The sequence below is a fragment of the Azospirillum halopraeferens DSM 3675 genome, assembly GCF_000429625.1.
Classification (GTDB): Bacteria; Pseudomonadota; Alphaproteobacteria; order Azospirillales; family Azospirillaceae; genus Azospirillum; species Azospirillum halopraeferens.
The window spans coordinates 152,021-171,727 of sequence record NZ_AUCF01000005.1; the positions used below are offsets into that span (position 1 = coordinate 152,021).

At 71.4% G+C, this 19,707-nt stretch carries 18 protein-coding genes; 4 read left to right on the forward strand and 14 right to left on the reverse strand.

The window, feature by feature from the left end; all coding sequences use genetic code 11:
- Window positions 1–10 precede the first annotated feature (10 nt).
- The 7 genes from G472_RS0106955 to G472_RS0106985 all read right to left on the reverse strand — a co-directional run bounded on the left by G472_RS0106955 (window position 11) and on the right by G472_RS0106985 (window position 6,593).
- Window positions 11–1,243 carry a metal-dependent hydrolase family protein gene (locus G472_RS0106955; protein ID WP_029007799.1) on the reverse strand — a complete coding sequence of 411 codons (1,233 nt, stop codon included), beginning with the start codon at window positions 1,241–1,243 and terminating at the stop codon, window positions 11–13.
- A 38-nt stretch (window positions 1,244–1,281) separates the two neighbouring features.
- A complete protein-coding gene (locus tag G472_RS0106960) occupies window positions 1,282–1,983 on the reverse strand; it encodes an ABC transporter ATP-binding protein (protein ID WP_029007800.1) in 702 nt (233 codons plus the stop codon).
- Complete coding sequence (locus tag G472_RS0106965) at window positions 1,980–2,747, reverse strand: ABC transporter ATP-binding protein (RefSeq protein WP_029007801.1); 768 nt, start codon at window positions 2,745–2,747, stop codon at window positions 1,980–1,982. Before G472_RS0106965 ends, G472_RS0106960 begins: the two co-directional genes overlap by 4 nt.
- Entirely contained in the window at window positions 2,744–3,631 is an 888-nt protein-coding gene (locus G472_RS0106970; protein WP_029007802.1) for a branched-chain amino acid ABC transporter permease, read from the reverse strand. The genes G472_RS0106965 and G472_RS0106970 overlap by 4 nt, the downstream gene beginning before the upstream one ends.
- Before the next feature lie 21 nt (window positions 3,632–3,652).
- Window positions 3,653–4,525 (reverse strand): branched-chain amino acid ABC transporter permease, encoded by an 873-nt coding sequence (locus tag G472_RS0106975; protein ID WP_029007803.1) that lies wholly within the window; start codon window positions 4,523–4,525, stop codon window positions 3,653–3,655.
- A 97-nt stretch (window positions 4,526–4,622) separates the two neighbouring features.
- Window positions 4,623–5,882 (reverse strand): ABC transporter substrate-binding protein, encoded by a 1,260-nt coding sequence (locus G472_RS0106980; RefSeq protein WP_156927028.1) that lies wholly within the window; start codon window positions 5,880–5,882, stop codon window positions 4,623–4,625.
- 12 nt (window positions 5,883–5,894) lie between these two features.
- Window positions 5,895–6,593 carry a TetR/AcrR family transcriptional regulator gene (locus G472_RS0106985; protein WP_029007805.1) on the reverse strand — a complete coding sequence of 233 codons (699 nt, stop codon included), beginning with the start codon at window positions 6,591–6,593 and terminating at the stop codon, window positions 5,895–5,897.
- Window positions 6,594–6,835: 242 nt separating this feature from the next.
- On the opposite strand from G472_RS0106985, the gene G472_RS0106990 reads away from it, so the two are divergent.
- Window positions 6,836–7,015, forward strand: a complete 180-nt coding sequence (locus G472_RS0106990; protein ID WP_029007806.1) for a hypothetical protein — start codon at window positions 6,836–6,838, stop codon at window positions 7,013–7,015.
- Window positions 7,016–7,026: 11 nt separating this feature from the next.
- Here the strand turns inward: G472_RS0106990 and pbpC are convergent, their stop codons facing one another.
- Window positions 7,027–9,165: a penicillin-binding protein 1C gene (pbpC, locus tag G472_RS0106995; RefSeq protein ID WP_051340522.1), complete on the reverse strand. Its 2,139-nt coding sequence runs from the start codon at window positions 9,163–9,165 to the stop codon at window positions 7,027–7,029.
- Between the two features lie 100 nt (window positions 9,166–9,265).
- Window positions 9,266–14,056, reverse strand: coding sequence for an alpha-2-macroglobulin family protein (locus G472_RS31715; protein ID WP_051340523.1), 4,791 nt, complete (start codon window positions 14,054–14,056; stop codon window positions 9,266–9,268).
- 230 nt (window positions 14,057–14,286) lie between these two features.
- On the opposite strand from G472_RS31715, the gene G472_RS0107005 reads away from it, so the two are divergent.
- Window positions 14,287–14,991 carry a hypothetical protein gene (locus tag G472_RS0107005; protein WP_029007808.1) on the forward strand — a complete coding sequence of 235 codons (705 nt, stop codon included), beginning with the start codon at window positions 14,287–14,289 and terminating at the stop codon, window positions 14,989–14,991.
- A 28-nt stretch (window positions 14,992–15,019) separates the two neighbouring features.
- Here G472_RS0107005 and G472_RS31720 read toward each other — a convergent pair whose 3' ends face one another.
- Together G472_RS31720 and G472_RS39700 are read right to left on the reverse strand one after the other, a co-directional pair.
- Window positions 15,020–15,235, reverse strand: a complete 216-nt coding sequence (locus tag G472_RS31720; protein ID WP_035691442.1) for a hypothetical protein — start codon at window positions 15,233–15,235, stop codon at window positions 15,020–15,022.
- Between the two features lie 185 nt (window positions 15,236–15,420).
- A complete protein-coding gene (locus G472_RS39700; RefSeq protein ID WP_029007809.1) occupies window positions 15,421–15,675 on the reverse strand; it encodes a hypothetical protein in 255 nt (84 codons plus the stop codon).
- A 183-nt stretch (window positions 15,676–15,858) separates the two neighbouring features.
- On the opposite strand from G472_RS39700, the gene fumC reads away from it, so the two are divergent.
- On the forward strand, window positions 15,859–17,259 hold the full coding sequence (gene fumC, locus G472_RS0107020) for a class II fumarate hydratase (RefSeq protein WP_029007810.1): 1,401 nt from the start codon (window positions 15,859–15,861) through the stop codon (window positions 17,257–17,259).
- Window positions 17,260–17,295: 36 nt separating this feature from the next.
- Here the strand turns inward: fumC and G472_RS36850 are convergent, their stop codons facing one another.
- The gene (locus G472_RS36850) at window positions 17,296–17,517 is read right to left on the reverse strand and encodes a type II toxin-antitoxin system Phd/YefM family antitoxin (RefSeq protein ID WP_051340524.1); all 222 of its coding nucleotides are present in this window, start codon (window positions 17,515–17,517) and stop codon (window positions 17,296–17,298) included.
- A 114-nt stretch (window positions 17,518–17,631) separates the two neighbouring features.
- Window positions 17,632–18,096, reverse strand: coding sequence for a MarR family winged helix-turn-helix transcriptional regulator (locus tag G472_RS31730; RefSeq protein WP_211100153.1), 465 nt, complete (start codon window positions 18,094–18,096; stop codon window positions 17,632–17,634).
- Window positions 18,097–18,306: 210 nt separating this feature from the next.
- Between G472_RS31730 and G472_RS0107035 the strand changes: the two genes are divergently transcribed.
- On the forward strand, window positions 18,307–18,723 hold the full coding sequence (locus G472_RS0107035) for an SRPBCC family protein (protein ID WP_029007811.1): 417 nt from the start codon (window positions 18,307–18,309) through the stop codon (window positions 18,721–18,723).
- Between the two features lie 36 nt (window positions 18,724–18,759).
- On the opposite strand, the gene G472_RS0107040 is transcribed toward G472_RS0107035, so the two are convergent.
- On the reverse strand, window positions 18,760–19,608 hold the full coding sequence (locus G472_RS0107040) for a fumarylacetoacetate hydrolase family protein (protein ID WP_029007812.1): 849 nt from the start codon (window positions 19,606–19,608) through the stop codon (window positions 18,760–18,762).
- Window positions 19,609–19,707 lie beyond the last annotated feature (99 nt).

The following is a 19,707-nucleotide window of genomic DNA, read 5'->3' on the forward strand; positions in this document are numbered from 1 at the left end:
CGGCCGGCCGTCACCCCCGCGCCACCTGGACCTGCCCTTCCTTCATCACCAGGCGGATGGTTTCCTCCGGGCGCGACCACGGCTCGACGGAATGGAGCACGTCGCCATCGACGATCAGCAGGTCGGCCAGCATGCCCTCCTTCACCCGGCCGATGCGGTCGCTCATGCGGAACAGGGCGGCGGCTTCGACGGTGGCGGCGCGCAGGATGTCGATGGGCTCCTGCACGGCGCCGCGGATGGCGAACTCGCTCAACTGGTGGCGCTGCATGGTGCCCAGCAGATCGGAGCCGTAGACCAGCTTGACCCCCGACCGGGCGGCCAGGCGCAACGCTTCGGTGCCGGCGTCCAGCACGTCGTAGACCTTCTTGTGCAGGTCGGCGGGCATGCCCGCCTCCAGCCCTTCCGCCGCCAGCGCGTGATAGGTGGCCAGCGTCGGGACGAGCCAGCGGTCAAGGCGCAGCAGGGTGGCCACCGCCGCCTCGTCCAGCAGGTTGCCATGCTCGATCGACGACACGCCGGCCTCCAGCGCCCGCACGATGGCGCGCCCGGTGTAGGCGTGGGCCATGACCGGGATGTTGGCGGCGTCCGCCTCCTCGCAGGCGGCGATCAGCTCCTCCATGGCGAACTGGGTGGAGTCGATGCGGTCGGTGGGCGAGGCCACGCCGCCCGACACCATCAGCTTCAGGTGGGTGGCGCCCTTGCGGATCTCGTCGCGGCAGGCGCGGCGCATCTCCGGCACGCCGTCGCAGACCCGGCCCAGGCCCGAGCAGCACAGGCACCGGTCCAGGTTGTTCTCCCCCGGACCGCGCATGTCGCCGTGCCCGCCGGTCTGCGACAGGGCATGGCCGCAGAACAGCAGGCGCGGCCCCGTCAGCGCCCCCTCGGCGATGGCGCGCGCCAGGCCCCAGTCGGCGCCGCCGGCGTCGCGCACGGTGGTGAAGCCGCGCCGCGTCATGCCCGCCAGGATCTCGGCCGAGCGCACGGTGACGTAGGCCGGCGACAGGCGGCCCAGCAGGCCGAAGTCGGGGACGATGGCGGTGACGTGGACATGCCCGTCGCACAGGCCGGGCATCAGCACGCGGCCGGCCACGTCGATGGTCTCGGCGCCGCTGCCGGCCTGCCGGTGGGCGTCGGCCGCCACGGCGGCGATGCGCCCGTCGCGGACCAGGACGGACTGCCCGTCCACGTAGCGGCCGGCCTCGACGTCCAGGACGCGGGCGTTGCGGAAGATCGTTTCGGTCATGGATGGTGTTTCCGGTCGGTCTGAACGGGGCGGCGGCGTCAATGCTCGCCGAGATAGAGGTCGGCCATGCGTTCATCGGCCAGCAGGCGGTCGGCCCGATCCTCGATGACGACGCGGCCGCTGTCGAGGATGTAGCCGCGGTCGCTGATCGCCAGGGCCTGGCGGGCGCGCTGCTCGACCAGCAGCACCGCCACGCCCATGCCGCGCAAGGCGGTGATCAGCCGCAGCACCTCGTGCACCAGCGCCGGCGACAGCGCCGCGGTCGGTTCGTCCAGGATCATCAGGCGCGGCGACGCCATCAGCGCCCTGGCGAAGGCGAGCTGCTGGCGCTCACCCCCCGACAGGGCCCCGGCCTTCGTCGACCGGCGTTCCTGCAGGGCGGGAAAGCGGTCCAGCATCTCCGCCATGCGGCGGCGGCGGTCGCTCACCCCCTCGACCACCTGGAGGTTCTCCAGGACGGTCAGGGAGGCGAAGACGTTGTTGACCTGCGGCACATAGGCGATGCCCATGTGGATGCGCCGCTCGCCGGGCACGCCCAGCAGCGACGTCCCCTCGAAATCGACGCGGCCGCGGATGCGCTTGAGCAGCCCCATCAACCCCTTCACCAGGGTGGACTTCCCCGACCCGTTGGTGCCGGCGATGGTGACGATCTCCAGCGGCTCCACCCGCAGCGACAGGTCGGTGACGATGTCCACGTCGCCATAGCCGGCGTAAAGGTTGGCAACGGTGAGCGTGCTCATGCCGCCCCTCCCATATAGGCTTCGCGCACCGCCGGATCGGCCAGCACGGCGGCCGGGGCTCCCTCGGCCAGCAGCCGGCCGCGGTCGATGACGAACATGTGGTTCACGAGTGCCGCGAGGGCCGCCAGGTTGTGCTCGACGATGAGAAAGCCGATGCCCCTGGCCGACAGCTCGCGGATGCGCCCGGCGATCTCGCCGATCAGCACCGGGTTGACGCCCGCGAAGGGCTCGTCCAGCAGGATCATCTTCGGTTCGAGCATCAGCACCCGGCCAAGCTCCAGCAGCTTGCGCTGCCCGCCGGACAGCCGGCCGGCCGGCGTGTCGGCGACCTGCGCCAGGTTCAGGAAGGCGAGCCAGGCGTCGGCGCGCTCCCGGATGGCGGCCTCCTCGGCGCGCACCCGGCCGGGGTGCAGGAAGGCGGCCAGCAGGTTCTCGCCGCTCTGGCCCGGTGCCGCCGCCATGAGGTTCTCACGCACGCTCAGCGAGCCGAACTCCCGGGGGACCTGGAAGGTGCGCCCCAGGCCGAGATGGACCCGCTCCACCGCCGACAGACCGGTGACGTCCCGCCCGGCGAAACGAATGCGACCCTCGTCCCCGGCCTGGAAGCCGGTGATGATGGCGAACAGCGTGCTCTTGCCCGCCCCGTTGGGGCCGATCATCCCGGACAGCCCGTCGGCCGGGCATGAAAACTCCACCCCGTCCAGGACGGTTACGCCACCGAAACGCTTTTGGACGCCGGTGACGGCCAGTTCCGCGGTGCTCATGGGTTCCCCTTCGTGCCCAGGATGCCCTGCGGGCGGAAGCGCATCAGCAGCATCAGCGCCAGCCCGATCACGCCGAGACGGATGGACGACATCTCCACCTCCGCGACCCCCGGCATCACGTCGCGCACGAAGCGCGACCCCTCGACGAAGACCATCAGCACCACCGTGCCGACGACGGCACCGCCGATCCGGCCGGCCCCGCCCATGATCATTGCCACCCAGATGTAGAAGGTCAGCAGCGACACGAACTGGTCGGGCGAGATGTAGGTGATGTAATGGGCGTAGAGGGCGCCGGCCAAACCGGCCACGGCGTTGCCCAGGACGAACACGGTCACCTTGAAGCGGCCGGGGTGCTTACCCAGGGCCCGCACCGCATCCTCGTCGTCGCGGATGGCCCGGATCACCCGGCCGAAGGGGCTCGCGATCAGGTGCCGGGTCACCAGGATCACCGCGACGACGGCGGCCAGCGTGATGGCGAAGGTCACCAGGGTGGGGTCGGCCTGAAGCCCCAGCGCCGCGGAGGTGGAGGGAATGCCGGCGATGCCGCGCACGCCGCCGGTCAGCCAACTCTCGCTGGTGACCACCAGGCGAATCGTTTCGGCATAGCCAAGCATCACGATGGCGAAATACTCGATACGCAGTCGCAACGACAACAGGCCGACCGGCCAGCTCGCCAGCGCCGCCGCCAGGGCGGCGAGCAGCAGGCCGACCGGCAGGGGCCAGCCGGCCAGAACGGTCAGGCCGCTGGTGTAGGCGCCGATGGCGAAGAAGCCGACGACGCCGAAGTTGATGAGACCCGTGAACCCGTATTGCAGGTTCAGGCCGAGGGTCAGCAGCGTGTAGATCAGCGCGATGACCGCTACGGCGAGCAGATAGGCTTCCATGGTCGGTTCCCTTCCCGGCGGTCAGCGCACGAGGGCGTTCCCGGCGAACAGGCCCTGCGGCCGCACCAGGAGCATCAGGAGAAGGACGAGGAACCCGACACCGATCTTGTAGGTGAACCCGACGATGGGGGTCGACAGCTCCTGGGCCAGCCCGATGAGAAGGCCACCCAGCACCGCGCCCACGGGGTTGCCGATGGTGCCGAGGATGGTGGCGGCGAAGGCGGGCATCAGCAGATCCCATCCCATTTCCGGCGACACCACCGTCTTGATGCCGAGCAGCGTGCCCGACACGCCGGCCAGCGCCCCGGCGCACAGCCACATCACCACCAGCACCCGGGTTGCGGCGATGCCGCTGGCCCGCGCCAGATCGGGGTTGTCGGCGACCGCGCGCATGCGCCGGCCGATCGCCGTGAGGTGCAGCAGCGCAAAGACGGCGGCGAGCGCCAGCACGGCGACGGCGATGACCTGGAGGTCGGTCGGCTGCACCCGCAGGGGCCCGAAGGGAACCGCGCGGACGATGGGCAGCGGGTAGACCTGCTGGTTGTGCCCGACGAAGAAGGTCAGCACGGCCCGCACGAAGAACGCCAGGCCGATGGAGGCGATCAGCGACGCCACCGGCGGCTTGTCCGCCAGCCCCCGGAACAGGATCAGATAGAACAGCAGCGACAGCCCCGCGGCGGTCAGCACGCCGAAGCCGAGGATGGCCGCGGTGCCGCCGCCGGTCGCGGTGACCGCCAGCCCGGCAAAGGCGCCGACCGTCGCCACGTCGCCGGTCGCCGCGTTGGGAAAGCGGGCGATGCCGAACACCAGCGTGATCGACAGGGCGGCCAGGGCGACGATCAGCCCGAGGATGACGCCGTTGAAGGCGAGATTGATGAGATAGGCGCTGCCCACCGCTAGGCGCTCCGGAGATGGCGAAGGGATACGGGGCGAAGGGATGGAATGCGCGGGGGGCGGCACGCGCCGCCGCCCCTGCCGTTTGCGATCCGCCTCACTTGACGCCCAGCGACACGACGCGTTCGCGGACGATCTTGCCGTCGGTGATGACCGACAGGCTGAAGTCGGGGGTGACGTCGCCGTACTCGTCCAGGGCCAACTGGCTGGAAGCCCCCTCGTAGTTGATGGTCTTGCCCGCTTCGAGGGCCGCCTTGCCCTCGGCGAAGCCATAGACCGCCTCGCCGGTGGGGTCGTCAACGGCCCGCAGCCGGGCGTTGATGGCCCGGGGCGCCAGATCCGGACACGAGGCCTGCATGGCCAGGCCCCACAGGATCATCATGTCGTAGGTCATGGCCGCGTACACGTTGGCCCCGGCCGGCTCGCCCGTCGCCCGCGCGTAGGCTTCGCCGAAGCGGGCGTAGGAGGGGGCGTTCTCGTTGCTGATGCTGTCGACGGCGATGATGCCGGCGGTCACCTCCGGCCCCAGTGCCTCGACCAGCTTCTCGTTGGCGGCCCAGCCGGGGATGATCCACTTCAGGTCGGGGTTCTCGCCGCTCTGGAACCATTCGCGCAGGATGATGGTGGTGTCCGGCAGGTAGGAGCCCATGACCACCACGTCGGGGTTGGCAGCAAGGATCTGCTGCAATTCCGACCGGTAGCTCGCCTGCTTGGGCTCGTAGACCACCTTGGAGACCAGCCGGCCGCCCCTGGCCGTCCACGCCTGTTCGAAGCCCTCGGTGTTGCCGAGGCCGGAGGCGTTGTTGTAGGCCATGGTTGCCGGGCGCTGGAAGCCGCGCAGCGCGGCGATCTCCGAGAACGCCTGTCCGAAGCGGCCGTTGGTGGCCTGGAAGCGCCAGACCAGATCCTCCTTGTCCTCGGTCGAGATCGCCGGGGCGCCGGAGGTGTTCATCAGCGGCACGCCCGCCGCGGTGGTGATCGGCATCACCGCCAGCGTGACGCCCGACGACCAGGTCCCCATCACCACCTGGACCTTGTTGACCTCCACCAGCTTCTTGGCGGCCAGCACGGCCGCCTCGGGCGAGGTCTGGGTGTCTTCCGCCACCACGGCGATGCGCGTCCCGCACGCGCCACCCGCCGCGTTGATCTCCTCCGCCGCCAGGATGATGGCCTTCTGCATGCCGGTGCCGTAGGTGCCGCCGGCACCCGACACGGGGTTGAGCGCGCCGACGGAGAAGGTCTTGTCCGCCGCCGCCGCCGGGACGGTCACGGCGACCGCGGCAACGGAGGTCAGAAGGGAGGCAAGCGCGGCAGTGCGGATGGCGCGATACATGAAGCTCTCCTGTTCGTTGGACATCGTTCAGCGTTCTTATCGGTCGCCCGGTTCCGGCACCGTCTCGGGGGCGGGGGGGATGCCGGCCAGGGCGGCGGCGTCGAGGGGCCTGTCTTCCACCAGTGCGGCCAGCATCCCCTTCCAGGCCGCCAGAAGGCTGCCGTAGTACGCCTCGTCGCCGGGGCGCAGCACGGTCTGCACGCCCATGCCGCGCAGCAGGCACAGGGTGAGGTTGAGGATGACGGCGACCGTCGCATCGGGCAGCGACGCGGTGTGGAAGAACTCCTGCCACGTCTCGTCGAGCGCCTGGTGGAAGCGCCGGACGACCGGCATCAGCTCCTCGCGCACGTCGTTGTCGGTGCGCGCGAGCGTCACGTGCTCCAGCGTGATGTAGAACAGCCGGTTCGAGAACTGCTCGGCCCAGAGATAGTCGATGAAGGCGCTGACCGTGATCTCGCCGCTGCGCACCTGGCCGGCGCGACGGCGGATGTCTTCGGTGGCACCGGTCAGCAGATGCTCGATGGCGCTGGCCAGCAGGCGCGCCCGGTCGGGGAAATGGTGCAGCATGGCACCCCGTGACACGCCGGCCCGGTCGCACACCCGCTGGGTGGTGAAGTTCTGATAACCCTCCGCCATCAGCACGTCGAGCGTGGCGTCGATCAGCTTCGCCCGGGTTTCCGCCGAGCGCATCTCCTGGGTCCGGCGGGCGCCTTGCGAACGGTCTGTGCGGGCCACGATCCTTCCTCCACCCCGGCGGTGATGGGTCAAAGCGTCGCACGCATGTTACATACCGTCAAGACTGTTTGTTTTATGCCCGGTCCGTTGGTCGTAGTCCCTCCCCGATCGATCGGGTGCGGCGGGGGCGCGCTGTGACAGCTTGCCGCGCGGTGGTCATACCGGAACCTGTGGCAGGCTTGCGTCAGCGTTCGCGCATACAATGCTAATCAAACCACGAACTCAGGGATTCGGGGACGATCATGTCGGCACGCACCATCGTCCTGCTGGGGGTATGGATCCTGGTCATGGTGCTGATCGGCACCCTGACGGTCGGGATGACGCCCGGCTTCTATCTCGGAACCACGGCGTTCTTCGCCGTGGTCGTGGCCGTGCTGATGGTGGTCAGCCGCGGTCGCTCCAATCATCACAGGCATTACTGATTCGCTGACGATCAATCCTCGGACCGCGCCGCCACGAACACGGTGGCCGTCGACACATTGCCGTCGGCGTCCAGCACCTTCACGTCCACGAACCCGGCCCCGTCCGGCCGCCAGGAGGCGCCGCGGCGCCAGTCACCGCCGCCCAGCGGCCGATCGTTGATGAGCCAGCGCAGGGGGCGCCGGCCGCCTTCCGCCCGCAGGGGCAGTGCCGCGAGTCGCCCCGCCTCCCCGCGGTCCCGGCCCAGGGACACCACCGACCCGTCCACCGGAAAGGCGATCCGCAGGCGCCCCGCCGCCTCCGCCGCCCCGTGGCGGGCGACGGCCGGCGCGTCGGCGAAGCGGCGCAGGACCGGCGGCAGGTCGGCCGTGGTGCCGGTGATCACCCCCGGCGGCGGCCGGGCCGCCACCGCGGCGGGTCCCGCCCCGTCGGGCAGCAGGTCGAACAGGCGGAACAGCACCGGCGCCGCCGTCTCCAGCCCGACGCAGCGCAGGCACGGCGTGCCATCGGGCCGGCCCACCCAGACCCCCGCGGTGTGGCTGTCGGTGAAGCCGATGGCCCAGGCGTCGCGGTACCCGTAGGAGGTGCCGGTCTTGAAGGCGATGCGGCGGGCGTCGCCCGCCCCTTCCGGGTCGGCGTAGCCCGGCGGGCGCGGCGCCCCGCGCAGCACGCGGGCGACGTACCAGGCCGCCGACTCGCCCATCAGCGGTCCGCCATCCGCCGTCCCGGCAGAAGATCCGGCGCCCGCCGGCAGGGTGCGCAGGGGAGCCACGCCGCCGCCGTGGCTGAAGGCGCCGTAGAGGGTCACCAGCTCCTCCAGCGTCAGCCCGACGCCACCCAGCGCGATCGGCAGGGTCGGCCGCCCGACCCGGCGGTCGAAGCGCAGCGTCACGCCCACCGCGCGCAGCGCCGCGTCGAAGCCCAGCGGCCCGACACGGTCGAGCAGCGCCACCGCCGGCACGTTCAGGGAGCGTTGCAGCGCCTCCCCCACCGTCACCTCGCCGGCGAAGCCGCCGCCGAAGTTCTCCGGGGCATAGCCGCCGAAGCGGCGGGGCACGTCGGCGATCACCGTCATGGGGTGGACGATCAGCCGGTCGAAGGCCATGGCGTAGATGAACGGCTTCAGGGTGGAGCCGGGGGAGCGCACCGCCTGCACCATGTCGACCATGCCGTTGCGCCGCTCGTCGAAATAGCCGCCCGACCCGACATAGGCGCGCACCTCCCGGGTGGCGTTGTCCACCACCAGCGCCGCCACCCCCGCCCGCGGGTCCAGCCCCTCCGCCAGCCGGTGCAGCAGCCCTTCCGCCGTTTCCTGCAAGCCGGCGTCGAGGGTGGTGACGATGCGCTCCTCGCCCGGCCGGGTGGCCCGCAGCCGCTCCGCCAGGTGCGGCGCCAGGAAGGGGAAGGGCCGGCGCGCCGACGGCACGGGCGCCGCCGCGGCGGCTTCGGCTGCGGCGGCGGTGAGCAGCCCGGCCCCGACGGCACGGTCCAGCACCTTGTCGCGCGCCCTGCGCACCCCGTCGCCGCCGCGGTCGGGGCGCAGCCGGGTCGGTGACTGGGGCAGCGCCACCAGCAGCGCCGCCTCGGCCGGGGTGAGATGGCGCGGCTCCTTGCCGAAATAGGCCAGCGACGCGGCCCTCACCCCCTCCAGATTGCCGCCGAAGGGCGCCAGCGTCAGATAGATGGCGAGGATCTCGTCCTTGGTGAACCGCCACTCCAGTTGCAGGGCGCGCGCCATCTCGATCAGCTTGGCGGCGACGGTGCGCGGCCGCGGCTCCAGCAGGCGGGCGGCCTGCATGGTCAGGGTCGAAGCGCCGGACACCACCTTGCCGTGCCACAGCGCCTGCCCTGCCGCGCGCACCACCGCCAGCGGGTCGACGCCGGGGTGCACCGCGAAGCGCTTGTCCTCATAGGCCACGAGCATGGCGCGGTAGAGCGGCGCCACCGCGTCGGGCGTCACGGCGAAGCGCCAGGCGTCGTCGCCGGCGGTGAAGGCGCGCAGCACCACCCCGTTGCGGTCCGCCACCTCCGCCGACCGGTCGTGGTAGCGCGTCAGGTCCGGCGGGAAGGCGCGGTCGAGACCGGCGGCGACGGCCAGCAGGACGAGACCCGCCGCAAGGGCGACGGCCCCCGCCCGCCCCATGGCCCGCATGGGGAGGCGCGCGCGCCCTCCCCCGCGCCGCGGAGGAGGGTCAGGGTGGGGGCTGTCCTCCGCCACTCCGGAACCCCGCTGTCCCGATGGTTGCCGACCGTTACGGCGCCCGCACCGACACCCGTCCGGCCGGCCCGCGGGCGGCGAGATAGGGGCGGTACATGTCTTCCACATAGGCACCGGGACGGGCGAAATCACCGGCGGTCACGGCGCGGACGAGGTAGACCAGACGGAAGGACGGGCTGTCGGCCGTCAGGTCCACCGCCGCCACGAACCGGTCGTCGCGGTAGTCCACATGGCGCACCGCGCTCAGCTCCCCCAGCCAGGAGAGGTCGCCGAGCTGGGCGCTGTCGGCCAGCCGCACGTTCTCGATCTCGAAGCCGGCGGGCAGCAGGTCGACCACCAGCGCCTGATGGTCCAGACGCTCGGTCGAGCGGCCCTCCAGGATCACCACCAGCATCTCGTTCTGCGCCACCACCGGGCCGTCCGGCGACGGCTTGCCGCCGGCGCCGGCGTCCAGCGGCGTGCCGTCCATGGCGAAGACACGGCGGTGGATGGTCATGCCCGCCTCCTCCGGCGGCTGCGGGTCGGCCGGCACGCCGGCGACGGTGACCACCTGGTGCAGCGGCTCCGTCCCGGCGTTGGTCACGCTGAACGGGGCGGCCGGGTCGATGCGGCGGTAGAAGGGCTTGCTGCCCTCCATCGTGGCGCCGTCCAGGGTCAGGCGCATGGGACCGGCGCGGTCGATCAGGGCGCGCGCCGCCAGCAGCAGCCACGCCTGCTCCTGGGTGCTGGTGCGGTGCTGCGCGGCATAGGCCTTGTGCAGGCGCGTTGCGGCGGCCAGCAGGCGGTCGCGGTCGACGGCGCCGCTTTCCGCCATCAGCGCCACCACCCCGGCCTCGTCGCGCACCGCCGACCCGTAGTCGCGCAGGCTGGCCTGGACGACGCGGGCGTGGTTGAGGCCGGCGAAGGCGTCGGCGGCGCGCGCCCCGTCGCCCAGCGCCGCCAGGGCCGCCGCCACCTGGGCGCGCGCCAGATCGGTCTGCAGGCGCGTCCAGTAGGTCTCCTGGAAATAGCGGACCGCGGCGATGTCGGTGGCGCCGGCGCGCGCCAGCACCAGCAGCGCGTAGGCGCGGGCCGGCAGTTCCTCCTCCTCGTACCACGAGTTGTCGACGAGCTGCTTCAGCCACTCCAGCCCCTTGCGATAGCCGAAGTCGGGCACGGAATACCCGGCGCCGCGGGCGCGGCCGAGGAAGTCCATCACGTAGGGCGTCAGCCACAGATCGCCGTCGCCGCGCGGCGACCACATGGCGAAGGAACCGTCCGGCCGCTGCATGGTCATCACCCGCTCCACCGCCCGGCGGACGCGGCCCTTCAGCGCCTCATCCCCGGCCAGCCCCAGGGCCTGCGCCACGTCGTTGACGTACAGCAGCGGCAGCGCCCGGCTGGTCACCTGCTCGGCGCAGCCGTAGGGGTAGCGGTCGAGCGCCAGCAGCAGCCCCGGCACGTCCAGTTCCGGCAGCGGGCTGATCGACAGGGCCACCGTCGCGGTGCCGGGCACCATGCCGGCGGTGATGTCGGGGGTGGCGGTGAAGCTCTTCTCCGGTGCCAGCCGGGCGACCAGGCGGCGGGTCGCCACCGGGTTGGCCGGGCGCACCGTGATGTCCCACTGCCGCTCCAGCCGCAGGCCGTCCGGCCCCTCCACCGTCATGGTCAGGCTGCCGGTGCCGACGCCGGTGGCGGTCAGCACCCGCGGCGCCGTCGCCCGCCGGCCGGGGGCCAGGCCGGGCACGGAAAAGGCGCCGTCCTCCAGCGCCACAGCCCCGGCGGCGGTCACGGTGACGGCGTAGTCGCCGGCCGCCCCGTGCAGGTTGTCGAGCGTCGCCAGCACCTGCGCCCGGTCGCCGGGGGCGAGGAAGCGGGGCAGCGACAGGTCGGCCACCACGGGGTCGCGCACCTGCATGCGCGCCTCGGCACGGCCCACCTTGCCGTCGCTCCACGCCACCGCCATCAGCCGCAGCCGACCCTGGAAATCCGGCAGGTCGAGCGGGATGCTGACCGTTCCGCCCTCCCCCACCGGCCGGATGCCGGAGAACAGCGACACCACCCGCGTCGTCTTCTGGGGCAGGGTGCCCACCTGGCGCACCCGCTGAGCATCACCGCCGCTGCGGATGCGGCCGCGCTGGGCGCCGGAGGGGTCGATCAGCTTGCCGTAGACGTCGCGCAGATCGACGGCGAGCTGGCGCTTGCCGAGATAGTAGTCGTTGGGATCGGGCGACGCGTAATCGGTCAGTTGCAGCACCGCCTCGTCCACCGCCGCCAGGGTCACGAAGGCCGGCGTCCCCGGCTCCGCCCCCGCAACGGTGACCTCGACATCGACGGTGCGCCGCGGCTCGCTGTTCTCCGGCGCCGCCAGCGCCACGTCGAGTGACCGGGGCTCCGGGTCCATGGCCAGCCACGACAGGCCCAGGGCGCGCCGCGGCGGGCCCTTGTGCCCCGGCTCCGGCACCGCGAAGGCCGTGGCGGTCACATAGACGCCGGCGGTCCAGGAGGGATCAACGGGGATTTCCAGAAAGGCGCCCTCCGGCCCGATGGGGCGGGTGATCGCCCGGTGCACCCGGCGGTCGGCGACGGCCACCAGCACCTGGCTGCGGTAGGGCGGCTTGACGTAGACCCAGGCGGATTCGCCGCCCCGGTAGGCGGGCAGCATGACCGTCACGTCCACCTTGTCCGGCCGGTCGCCGGCGCTGGGGCTGACCCACCAGCCGGCGGCGAAGCGCAGGCTGGTGGCCACGCCGGTGGCGCGGTCGAACACCTCCAGCCGGTAGCGCCCGGCGGCGACCGGTTCTTCCAGCGTCGCCGGCGCCTCGGCGCCGACCCGCAGCGAACCGCCGGTCAGGCGGCGGTCGCGCACCGCCATCTCGTAATCCCAGCGGCCGTTGGCCTGGAACCAGACGTAGTCGTACTCCTCCTCGAACAGCTCGTAGGAGAGGTCGCCGGCCGCCACGGTCGTGCCGTCCGGCGCCACGGCGATGATGTCGAAGGCGACGGTCGCCCCCTCGGGCACGGCGTCACCTTCGAAATGCGGCCGCACCCCGATGGCGAAGGGCTGATGATGCACGGGCAGCACCAGTTCCCGGTTTACCGGGCGGCCGCCGATGTCGAACAGGGTGGCGCGCACCACCGCCTCCAGCGGGCGGGTGCTGTCGGGATGGTCGTCCAGCGCCGCGTCCACCACGGCGGTTCCGGCGTCGTCGGTGGTGAAGCCGGGCAGTTCGCTGCGCACGGGCAGGAACTCCTCCTGCGCCAGCCCGAATCGGAAGCCGGGATGCTGCGGGTAGGGCGCCGCGGCGGCCCGCAGGGTCAGGGTCAGTTCACCCGGCAGGCCGGCCGCGGCGGCGCCGTAGAAGAACCGGGCGTCGATGTCCAGCGGCACCGGGGTGCCGGTCTCCAGCGCCTCGGCGTCGCTGCGCAGCGTGAACTCCAGGCGCGGCGGCACGAAGTCCTCGACCAGGAAGTCGGCGCGGCCCACGGCGGCGCCGTCCGGGTCGGTGTGGGCGGTGACGCTCCACTGGCCGGTGTAGGCGCTGACGGGAATGGCGATGCGGGTGGCGTAGGCGCCCGACCCCGCATCAGTGACGCTGCGCCGCTCCACCTCGAAGCCGTCGGGGCGCAGCACCTTCAGGGTGAGCGGCAGACCGGTCACCGCGCGGGCGTCGGCGTCGCGCAGCAGCAGCGCCAGGTTCACCGTCTCACCCGGCCGGTAGATGCCGCGCTCGGGGTAGAGGAAGGCGTCCAGCGGACCCGGCGCCTCGCGCCCGCCGACGCCGCGGTCGGACAGGTCGAAGGCAGGGGCCGACAGGTCCAGGAAGCTGAAGTCGCCCGAGCCATGGTAGGCGAACAGGGCCTGCGCCGACCCGCCGCCGCTGCCGCGCAGCAGGCCGGCGTCGAAGCGGGCCATGCCGTCGGGCCCGGTCTGCGCCGTGCCCAGCTCGGCGTTGTTGCGCGCCAGCAGGCGCAGCTCGACCCCGGCGACCGGATCGGCGGTGGCCAGGGAGCGGGCGAAGACCAGCAGCCCGTCCTCCCCCTGGATGGTGCTGAGCCCCAGGTCGGACACGACGAACCACTGGGTCGCCTTGCTCTCCCACTCCGGCTTGCGCACCGCGTCGGCGGTGGCGACGGCGATGTAGACGCCGGGCTTCAGGGTGCCCAGCACGGCGTCGATGGGAAAGGCGGTGACCACCGGGGCGTTGCGCACCGCGTCCACCGCCATCTCGCCGCGCCACACCTCCTCGCCGGCGCGCCCGACGATCTCGCCCACGTCGTAATCGGAGAGCTGCTGGGTGATGCGGCCGTAGTAGATCTGCTCCACCAGGTTACGGTCGTTGATGCGCAGCACCTGCAACCGGGCGCGGTCAACGTTGACGGTGCGCAGCGGCAGCCCCTCCGACCCGACGCGCGGCAGGATGTAGCCGGCGCCGCGGAAGGCCAGAGCCGGCGCGCGGTCGGGAACCTCCACCGCGTGGCTCTCGGCGGTGGCCAGGCGCAGGCCGGAGGCCCCGGGCAGCCCCTCGCGCAGCAGCAGACGGTAGCGCTTGCCGTGCTCCGGCCCCTCGATGCACAGGGTGCGGTCGCGCGGCACCGCCGCGGTCTCCACCGCGTCGCCGCCGGCGGCCGGCCGCACCTCCACATAGGCGCGGTAGTCGACGGCGCGGGACTTCTCCAGCCGGTCGGAGAAGGTCACGCAGACCTGCGGCAGATCCCGCTCCGCCACCACCTCCACCCCGGCGACGGCCAGGCCGGAAGGCACCGGGGGCGGCGGATCGGCGGCCAGCGCCGGACCGGACAGGGCAACGACAACCGCGAAGACCCGCGCCAACAGACGCCGCATGACCGCAAGGGCTCCCGAACCCGAAAGTTGAGTGGCGGGAGTATGCCGAAAAGCCGGGATGTCCGCCATGGGCAACACCCCGGCCGCCGCAGGTCGCACGACCCGGCAATCCGGACCCGGCAATTCCTGCCCCGTGGCCGCCGCACCCCGGCGTTTTCAACGGCTTGGCCATGGCCCGCAGCGTGCATGGAACCGCGCGGTACGGCACGACGTCACCGAAGGTGGAGCACATGGACGGAATCGGCAGCGTCAGCGGGATGGTCGCCGGCCTCCAACAGTCGATCGACAGCGCCCTGAAGAAGATCCAGTCGGAGGCCGCCCTCAACGACCCCGCTCCGGAGAACGTCGAGCGGTTCGAACAGAACGTCCGCAAGTCGTCGATCAACGCCACCCCGTTCGCCACGAACATGGGGACGCTGGTTCAGGACAAGAGCCGGCTGAACGCCTTCAGCATTCTGGGCAAGAACGATCCCGTGGACTTCTACAAGTTCACGGTGAGCAGCGCCGGGGAGGTGGCGCTGGGCCGCGTCGGCGACGCCGGCGTGCGGGTCCAGTTGATGGACAAGGGCGGCAAGGTGCTGGCCGACAGCAACGAGAAGGCGGGCGACGCCTTCGAAGCCTACAAGAAGCTGGCCGGCGGCAACATGGTGCTGGACCGCGGCGACTACACCATCCGCGTCACCCGCGAACCCGGCGTGCCGGCCGGGCAGGAGAAACAATACGCCCTGCAGCTCCGCCAGGGCACCTTCACGCAGGATTACGACACCTTCGCCAAGCAGCCGGACCCCAAGGGCGACGTCCCGTCCTACGTCCGCGCCCTGAAGCAGTTGCTGACCGGCGGCACCAACCCGACCACGTCGCGCATCGGCCTGCTGCTGGGCGGCCCGGCCGCCGCGGGACGCACGCGCGGCGGCATGTTCGACGGGCTGTTCTGAAGGGGGCTGTTCTGAGGGGGCCGGCGGGTCAGGCGGCCGACGCCAGAGTGCGGGTGTCGGTCAGGCGGGTGTAGCCGTCGCGCTCGTCGCGCAGGCTGGACAGCAGATCGGCGAGGCTGTCGCGCACGAAGATGTCCTCGTGGCCGTCCAGCTTCTCCTTGGTAACCCGAATGAACTCATCCAAAAGAGCGACGTGAACCTGCGAAGCGGTCTTGATCTGCTGCGAAACATGAGCGTCGAACATCGCTACCTCCTTCGATGGGCCAGTGAATACCGGGCCGCGTCTTGATGTCTTCACTTTGATCGACAGCGGTTAACGAGTTACTAACGAGCCGTGCCGGCGGATATGCTCTTGGGTATTACCACCGCCCGGAGACATAGTCCGCTCTGTTCTTTCGTTGGATTACCCCATTCGTTCGGGCGGTGGGATCAGGCTGCGGCGCCGAACACGGGGCTGCCGCCGGCGCGGGCCAGGGCACGGGTGCGGGCACGGCTGAGCAGGGGGCGGGCGAACGCCGCCAGGAGTGACGGGGCCGGCGTCGGCTCCAGGTCCGGGTCGGGGCCTTCCATCAGCAGCATCCCCTCCCCCGCCGGCCCCAGGATGGTCCAGCCGCGGGCCAGCAGATCGGCCGCGCGCGGCTTGGCGATGCGGGCGCGGACGCGGTCCGTCACGAGCGTATCCATGCGACACCTCCGTGTGAATCAGCGATCGTTTCGAGCTCTGGTACCGGCAGTGTGTCGGCCAATCATGAACAAATCAAGAACATATTCGGCGAACCGCACCCCGGCCGGGCACCGGCCCTTGCCGGCGCGGCACCGGCGGCAAAGATTGGCGGGAACGGACACGACAACGACAGGATGCAGGCGATGAACGGCAAGCCGGCGGTGCGCACCGAGACGGATTCCTTCGGACCCATCGAGGTTCCGGCCGACCGCTGGTGGGGGGCGCAGACCCAGCGCTCCCTGCAGAACTTCCGCATCGGCGACGAGCGCATGCCCGCCCCGCTGATCCGGGCCCTGGGCATCCAGAAGAAGGCGGCGGCCCTGGCCAACATGGCGCTGGGCGCCCTGGACGCCCGCCTCGGTGCGGCCATCGTCGACGCGGCGGAGGAGGTGATCGACGGAACCCTGGCCGACCACTTCCCGCTGGTGGTGTGGCAGACCGGCTCCGGCACCCAGACCAACATGAACGCCAACGAGGTGATCGCCAACCGGGCCATCGCGCTGCTGGGCGGCACCGTCGGTTCCAAGGCGCCGGTGCATCCCAACGACCACGTCAACCTGGGCCAGTCGTCCAACGACAGCTTCCCCACCGCCATGCACATCGCGGCGGTCGAACAGATCCATCATCACCTGCTGCCGGCGCTGGAGCACCTGCACGCCGCCCTGGCAGCCAAGGCCGACGCCTTTGCGGACATCGTCAAGATCGGCCGCACCCATCTTCAGGATGCCACCCCGCTGACCCTGGGGCAGGAGTTCTCCGGCTACGCAACGCAGGCGCGCTACGCGGCGGAGCGGGCCCGGGCGGTGCTGCCGCGCCTCTATGCCCTGGCTCAGGGCGGCACGGCGGTGGGCACCGGCCTGAACGCCCGGCCCGGCTTCGCCGAGGCGTTCGCCCACCACGTCGCCGCCGTCACCGGCCTGCCCTTCGTGACGGCGGAGAACAAGTTCGAGGCGCTCGCCGCCCACGACGCGCTGGTCGAGGCCCACGGCGCGCTGAACACCATCGCCGTGTCGCTGATGAAGATCGCCAACGACATCCGCCTGCTCGGCTCCGGTCCGCGCTGCGGCATCGGCGAGCTGGCCCTGCCGGAGAACGAGCCGGGGTCCTCGATCATGCCCGGCAAGGTCAATCCGACCCAGTCGGAGGCCCTGACCATGGTGTGCGCCCGGGTCATGGGCAATCACACCACCGTCACCGTTGCCGGCGCTACCGGCCATTTCGAGCTGAACGTCTTCAAGCCGGTGATCGCCCACGCCGTGCTCCAGTCCATCCGGCTGCTGGCCGATGCGGCGGTGAGCTTCACCGACAACTGCGTCGTCGGGATCGAAGCCAACCGCGACCGCATCGCCCGCCTGCTGAACGAGAGCCTGATGCTGGTCACGGCGCTGAACCCGCACATCGGCTACGACAACGCGGCGAAGATCGCCAAGAAGGCGCACGCCGAGGGCACGACCCTGAAGGAGGCCGGGGTGGCGCTGGGCCTGCTGACGGCGGACCGGTTCGATGCCCTGGTGCGGCCGGAGGCCATGACCGGGCCGGGCTGAACCGCCGTCACCGGCGGATCGTCAACGGGCCGGCCGTCACCGGCGATGGTCGGCCGGCCGGCCGTGCGTCTGAACCCGGCTTTTCCGGCCGGCGAACCCGCCGCCGCCGTCGGGGGTGCCGCTGCGGGGCGCCGGGATCACCTTAGCCACCGCCTTGCCACGGCGGGTGATGGTCAGCGTTTCACCCGTCCCGGCAATCCGGGCCATCACGTCCAGGCACTTCGCCTTGAATTCCGGGGCCGTCATCGTGCGCATCATCGCCCGTCTCCCTGGTTTGCGGATGGGTGTTCAGGGACCATGGGGCGGCGGGCGGGCCGGGCAAGGGCTAATCGCGGCGATTCCCTCCGCGGGAGAATCATTCCGACCCATCGGTCATCCGCAGGGAGGTGCGTCCGCCGCGCCGGGACTCTCCTGCGCAGCGGTCTCCCGGGTGATGACCAGTTTCCGCAGGATCGACTCCAGGATGGCGATCTCCCCGGGGTCGAGGGCTTCGAGAACGGCGTTCTCCAGAGCCATGTCCTCCCGGAAGGCCAGTTCGACGACGGCCTTGCCGGAGAGGGTCAGTTCAACCAGCGTGCTGCGCGCGTCGTCCGGATCGGGAAGACGGCGAATGAAGCCGGACCGCTCCAGCCGGCCGAGGCGGGCGGTGAGTCCGCCGGAGGAAATCATCAGCCAGCGGTACAATTCGGTCGGGCGGAGGCGGTACGGCGGCCCGCTTCGCCGCAACGTCGCCAGCACGTCGAACTCACCGCTGTCCAGTCCGTGCTTGCGGAAGATGGCTTCGATCGGCGGGCGCAGGTTCACGGTGATCCAGCGCATGCGGCCGATGATCGCCATGGCGCGGGTGTCCAGGTCCGGAAGCTCCGCCGCCCATTGCGCACGGCGCCGATCGATGCCGTCCCGGGGTGCGGCATTTTGTCTTGACATCAAGACGTCTCCATTTATCTTTACGTCAAGATAATGCCGCCCGTCGAACGGGGCAAGGTGGCCGGACACCGGCGGCACCGGGTCGGGGAACCGATCAACGCATCCACAGGGAGAGGTCTCATGAACATCAGCGTCGAGACGACCGTCGCCGCGCCCCTCGAGACGGTCTGGCAGGCCTACACGACACCCGACGACATCATGCGGTGGAACGCCGCATCCGCCGACTGGCACACCACCGCCGCATCGGTCGACCTGCGCGAGGGCGGCGCCTTCTCGTCGCGGATGGAGGCGAAGGACGGCAGCATGGGCTTCGACTTCGCGGGCACCTACACGAAGATCGTGCCCCTGTCGCTCATCGAGTACGAGTTCGGCGGCCGCACCGCGCAGGTCGCGTTCCTCCCGGTGCCGCAGGGCGTCACCGTCCGCGTGACCTTCGACGCCGAGACGACGCATTCCGAAGAGCAGCAGCGCGGCGGCTGGCAGGCGATCCTGGACAATTTCGCCCGCCACGTCGAAAGCCGTCAGCCCGCCGGCTGACGGACGAACCGCCGCCGGCGTCGGCTTCCGGCCACGTCACCCGTCCGCGGCGACCACGGGAAGGCGCTGTTCGCCCAGACCGTCGATCCCCTGGCGCATGACCTGGCCGGGCCGGAGCCACGGGTGCGGATCACGCCCCAGGGCGACGCCGGCCGGCGTGCCGGTGGCCACCACGTCGCCGGGGCACAGCGTCATGAAGCGGCTGATGTAGGCGATCACCGCGGCCACCCCGGTGATCATGCGGGCGGTCGTGCTGTCCTGCCGGCGCACGCCGTCCACCTCCAGCCACAGGCGCAGGTTCTGCGGGTCGGGCACCTCGTCGCGGGTGACCAGCCAGGGGCCCAGGGGGCAGAAGCTGTCCGCGCTCTTGCCTTTCACCCACTGCCCGGTTCCTTCGAGCTGGAAGGCGCGCTCCGACACGTCGTTGACCACGCAATAGCCGGCGACGTGGTCGAGCGCCGAATCGGCGCTGACGCGCCGCGCCGTGGTGCCGATCACCACCCCCAGTTCCACCTCCCAGTCCACCTTGGCGGCGCCGGGGGGCAGCACGACCGGATCGGTCGGCCCGCTGATGGCGCTGGTGGCCTTCATGAACACCACCGGCTCCGCCGGCACGCCCAGGCCGGTCTCCTCGGCGTGGCAATGATAGTTCAGGCCGACGCAGACCACCTTGGAAACCCCCGTCACCGGCGGCCCCAGCCGGACGTCCCCGGGAACCGCGGGCAGACGCCCCGCGTCCAGTCCGCGCAACCGGTCGAGCGCGGCGTCCGACAGTTCGCCCGGCCCGATGTCATGGATCACCCCCGACAGGTCGCGGAGGGTGCCGGTGGCGTCGAGCAGGCCCGGGCGTTCCAGGCCCGGCGGGCCATACCTTAGTAGCTTCATAGGGTATCTTCCTTCGGCGTGGCGCGATGCGGTAACATGACGGTGAAGTCCGGCGGAGGTCCGGGTTGGCCCCGTTCCCCCCTGCCGTGGATTGATGTA

What these genes read in the sequence shown, in the direction of transcription:
- G472_RS0106955 (WP_029007799.1), bottom strand. Translation starts at nt 1,243, where the DNA reads ATGACCGAAACGATCTTCCGCAACGCCCGCGTCCTGGACGTCGAGGCC.
- G472_RS0106960 (WP_029007800.1), bottom strand. Translation starts at nt 1,983, where the DNA reads ATGAGCACGCTCACCGTTGCCAACCTTTACGCCGGCTATGGCGACGTG.
- G472_RS0106965 (WP_029007801.1), bottom strand. Translation starts at nt 2,747, where the DNA reads ATGAGCACCGCGGAACTGGCCGTCACCGGCGTCCAAAAGCGTTTCGGT.
- G472_RS0106970 (WP_029007802.1), bottom strand. Translation starts at nt 3,631, where the DNA reads ATGGAAGCCTATCTGCTCGCCGTAGCGGTCATCGCGCTGATCTACACG.
- G472_RS0106980 (WP_156927028.1), bottom strand. Translation starts at nt 5,882, where the DNA reads ATGTCCAACGAACAGGAGAGCTTCATGTATCGCGCCATCCGCACTGCC.
- G472_RS0106990 (WP_029007806.1), top strand. Translation starts at nt 6,836, where the DNA reads ATGTCGGCACGCACCATCGTCCTGCTGGGGGTATGGATCCTGGTCATG.
- pbpC (WP_051340522.1), bottom strand. Translation starts at nt 9,165, where the DNA reads ATGCGGGCCATGGGGCGGGCGGGGGCCGTCGCCCTTGCGGCGGGTCTC.
- G472_RS31715 (WP_051340523.1), bottom strand. Translation starts at nt 14,056, where the DNA reads ATGCGGCGTCTGTTGGCGCGGGTCTTCGCGGTTGTCGTTGCCCTGTCC.
- G472_RS0107005 (WP_029007808.1), top strand. Translation starts at nt 14,287, where the DNA reads ATGGACGGAATCGGCAGCGTCAGCGGGATGGTCGCCGGCCTCCAACAG.
- G472_RS31720 (WP_035691442.1), bottom strand. Translation starts at nt 15,235, where the DNA reads ATGTTCGACGCTCATGTTTCGCAGCAGATCAAGACCGCTTCGCAGGTT.
- G472_RS39700 (WP_029007809.1), bottom strand. Translation starts at nt 15,675, where the DNA reads ATGGATACGCTCGTGACGGACCGCGTCCGCGCCCGCATCGCCAAGCCG.
- fumC (WP_029007810.1), top strand. Translation starts at nt 15,859, where the DNA reads ATGAACGGCAAGCCGGCGGTGCGCACCGAGACGGATTCCTTCGGACCC.
- G472_RS36850 (WP_051340524.1), bottom strand. Translation starts at nt 17,517, where the DNA reads ATGATGCGCACGATGACGGCCCCGGAATTCAAGGCGAAGTGCCTGGAC.
- G472_RS31730 (WP_211100153.1), bottom strand. Translation starts at nt 18,096, where the DNA reads ATGGCGATCATCGGCCGCATGCGCTGGATCACCGTGAACCTGCGCCCG.
- G472_RS0107035 (WP_029007811.1), top strand. Translation starts at nt 18,307, where the DNA reads ATGAACATCAGCGTCGAGACGACCGTCGCCGCGCCCCTCGAGACGGTC.
- G472_RS0107040 (WP_029007812.1), bottom strand. Translation starts at nt 19,608, where the DNA reads ATGAAGCTACTAAGGTATGGCCCGCCGGGCCTGGAACGCCCGGGCCTG.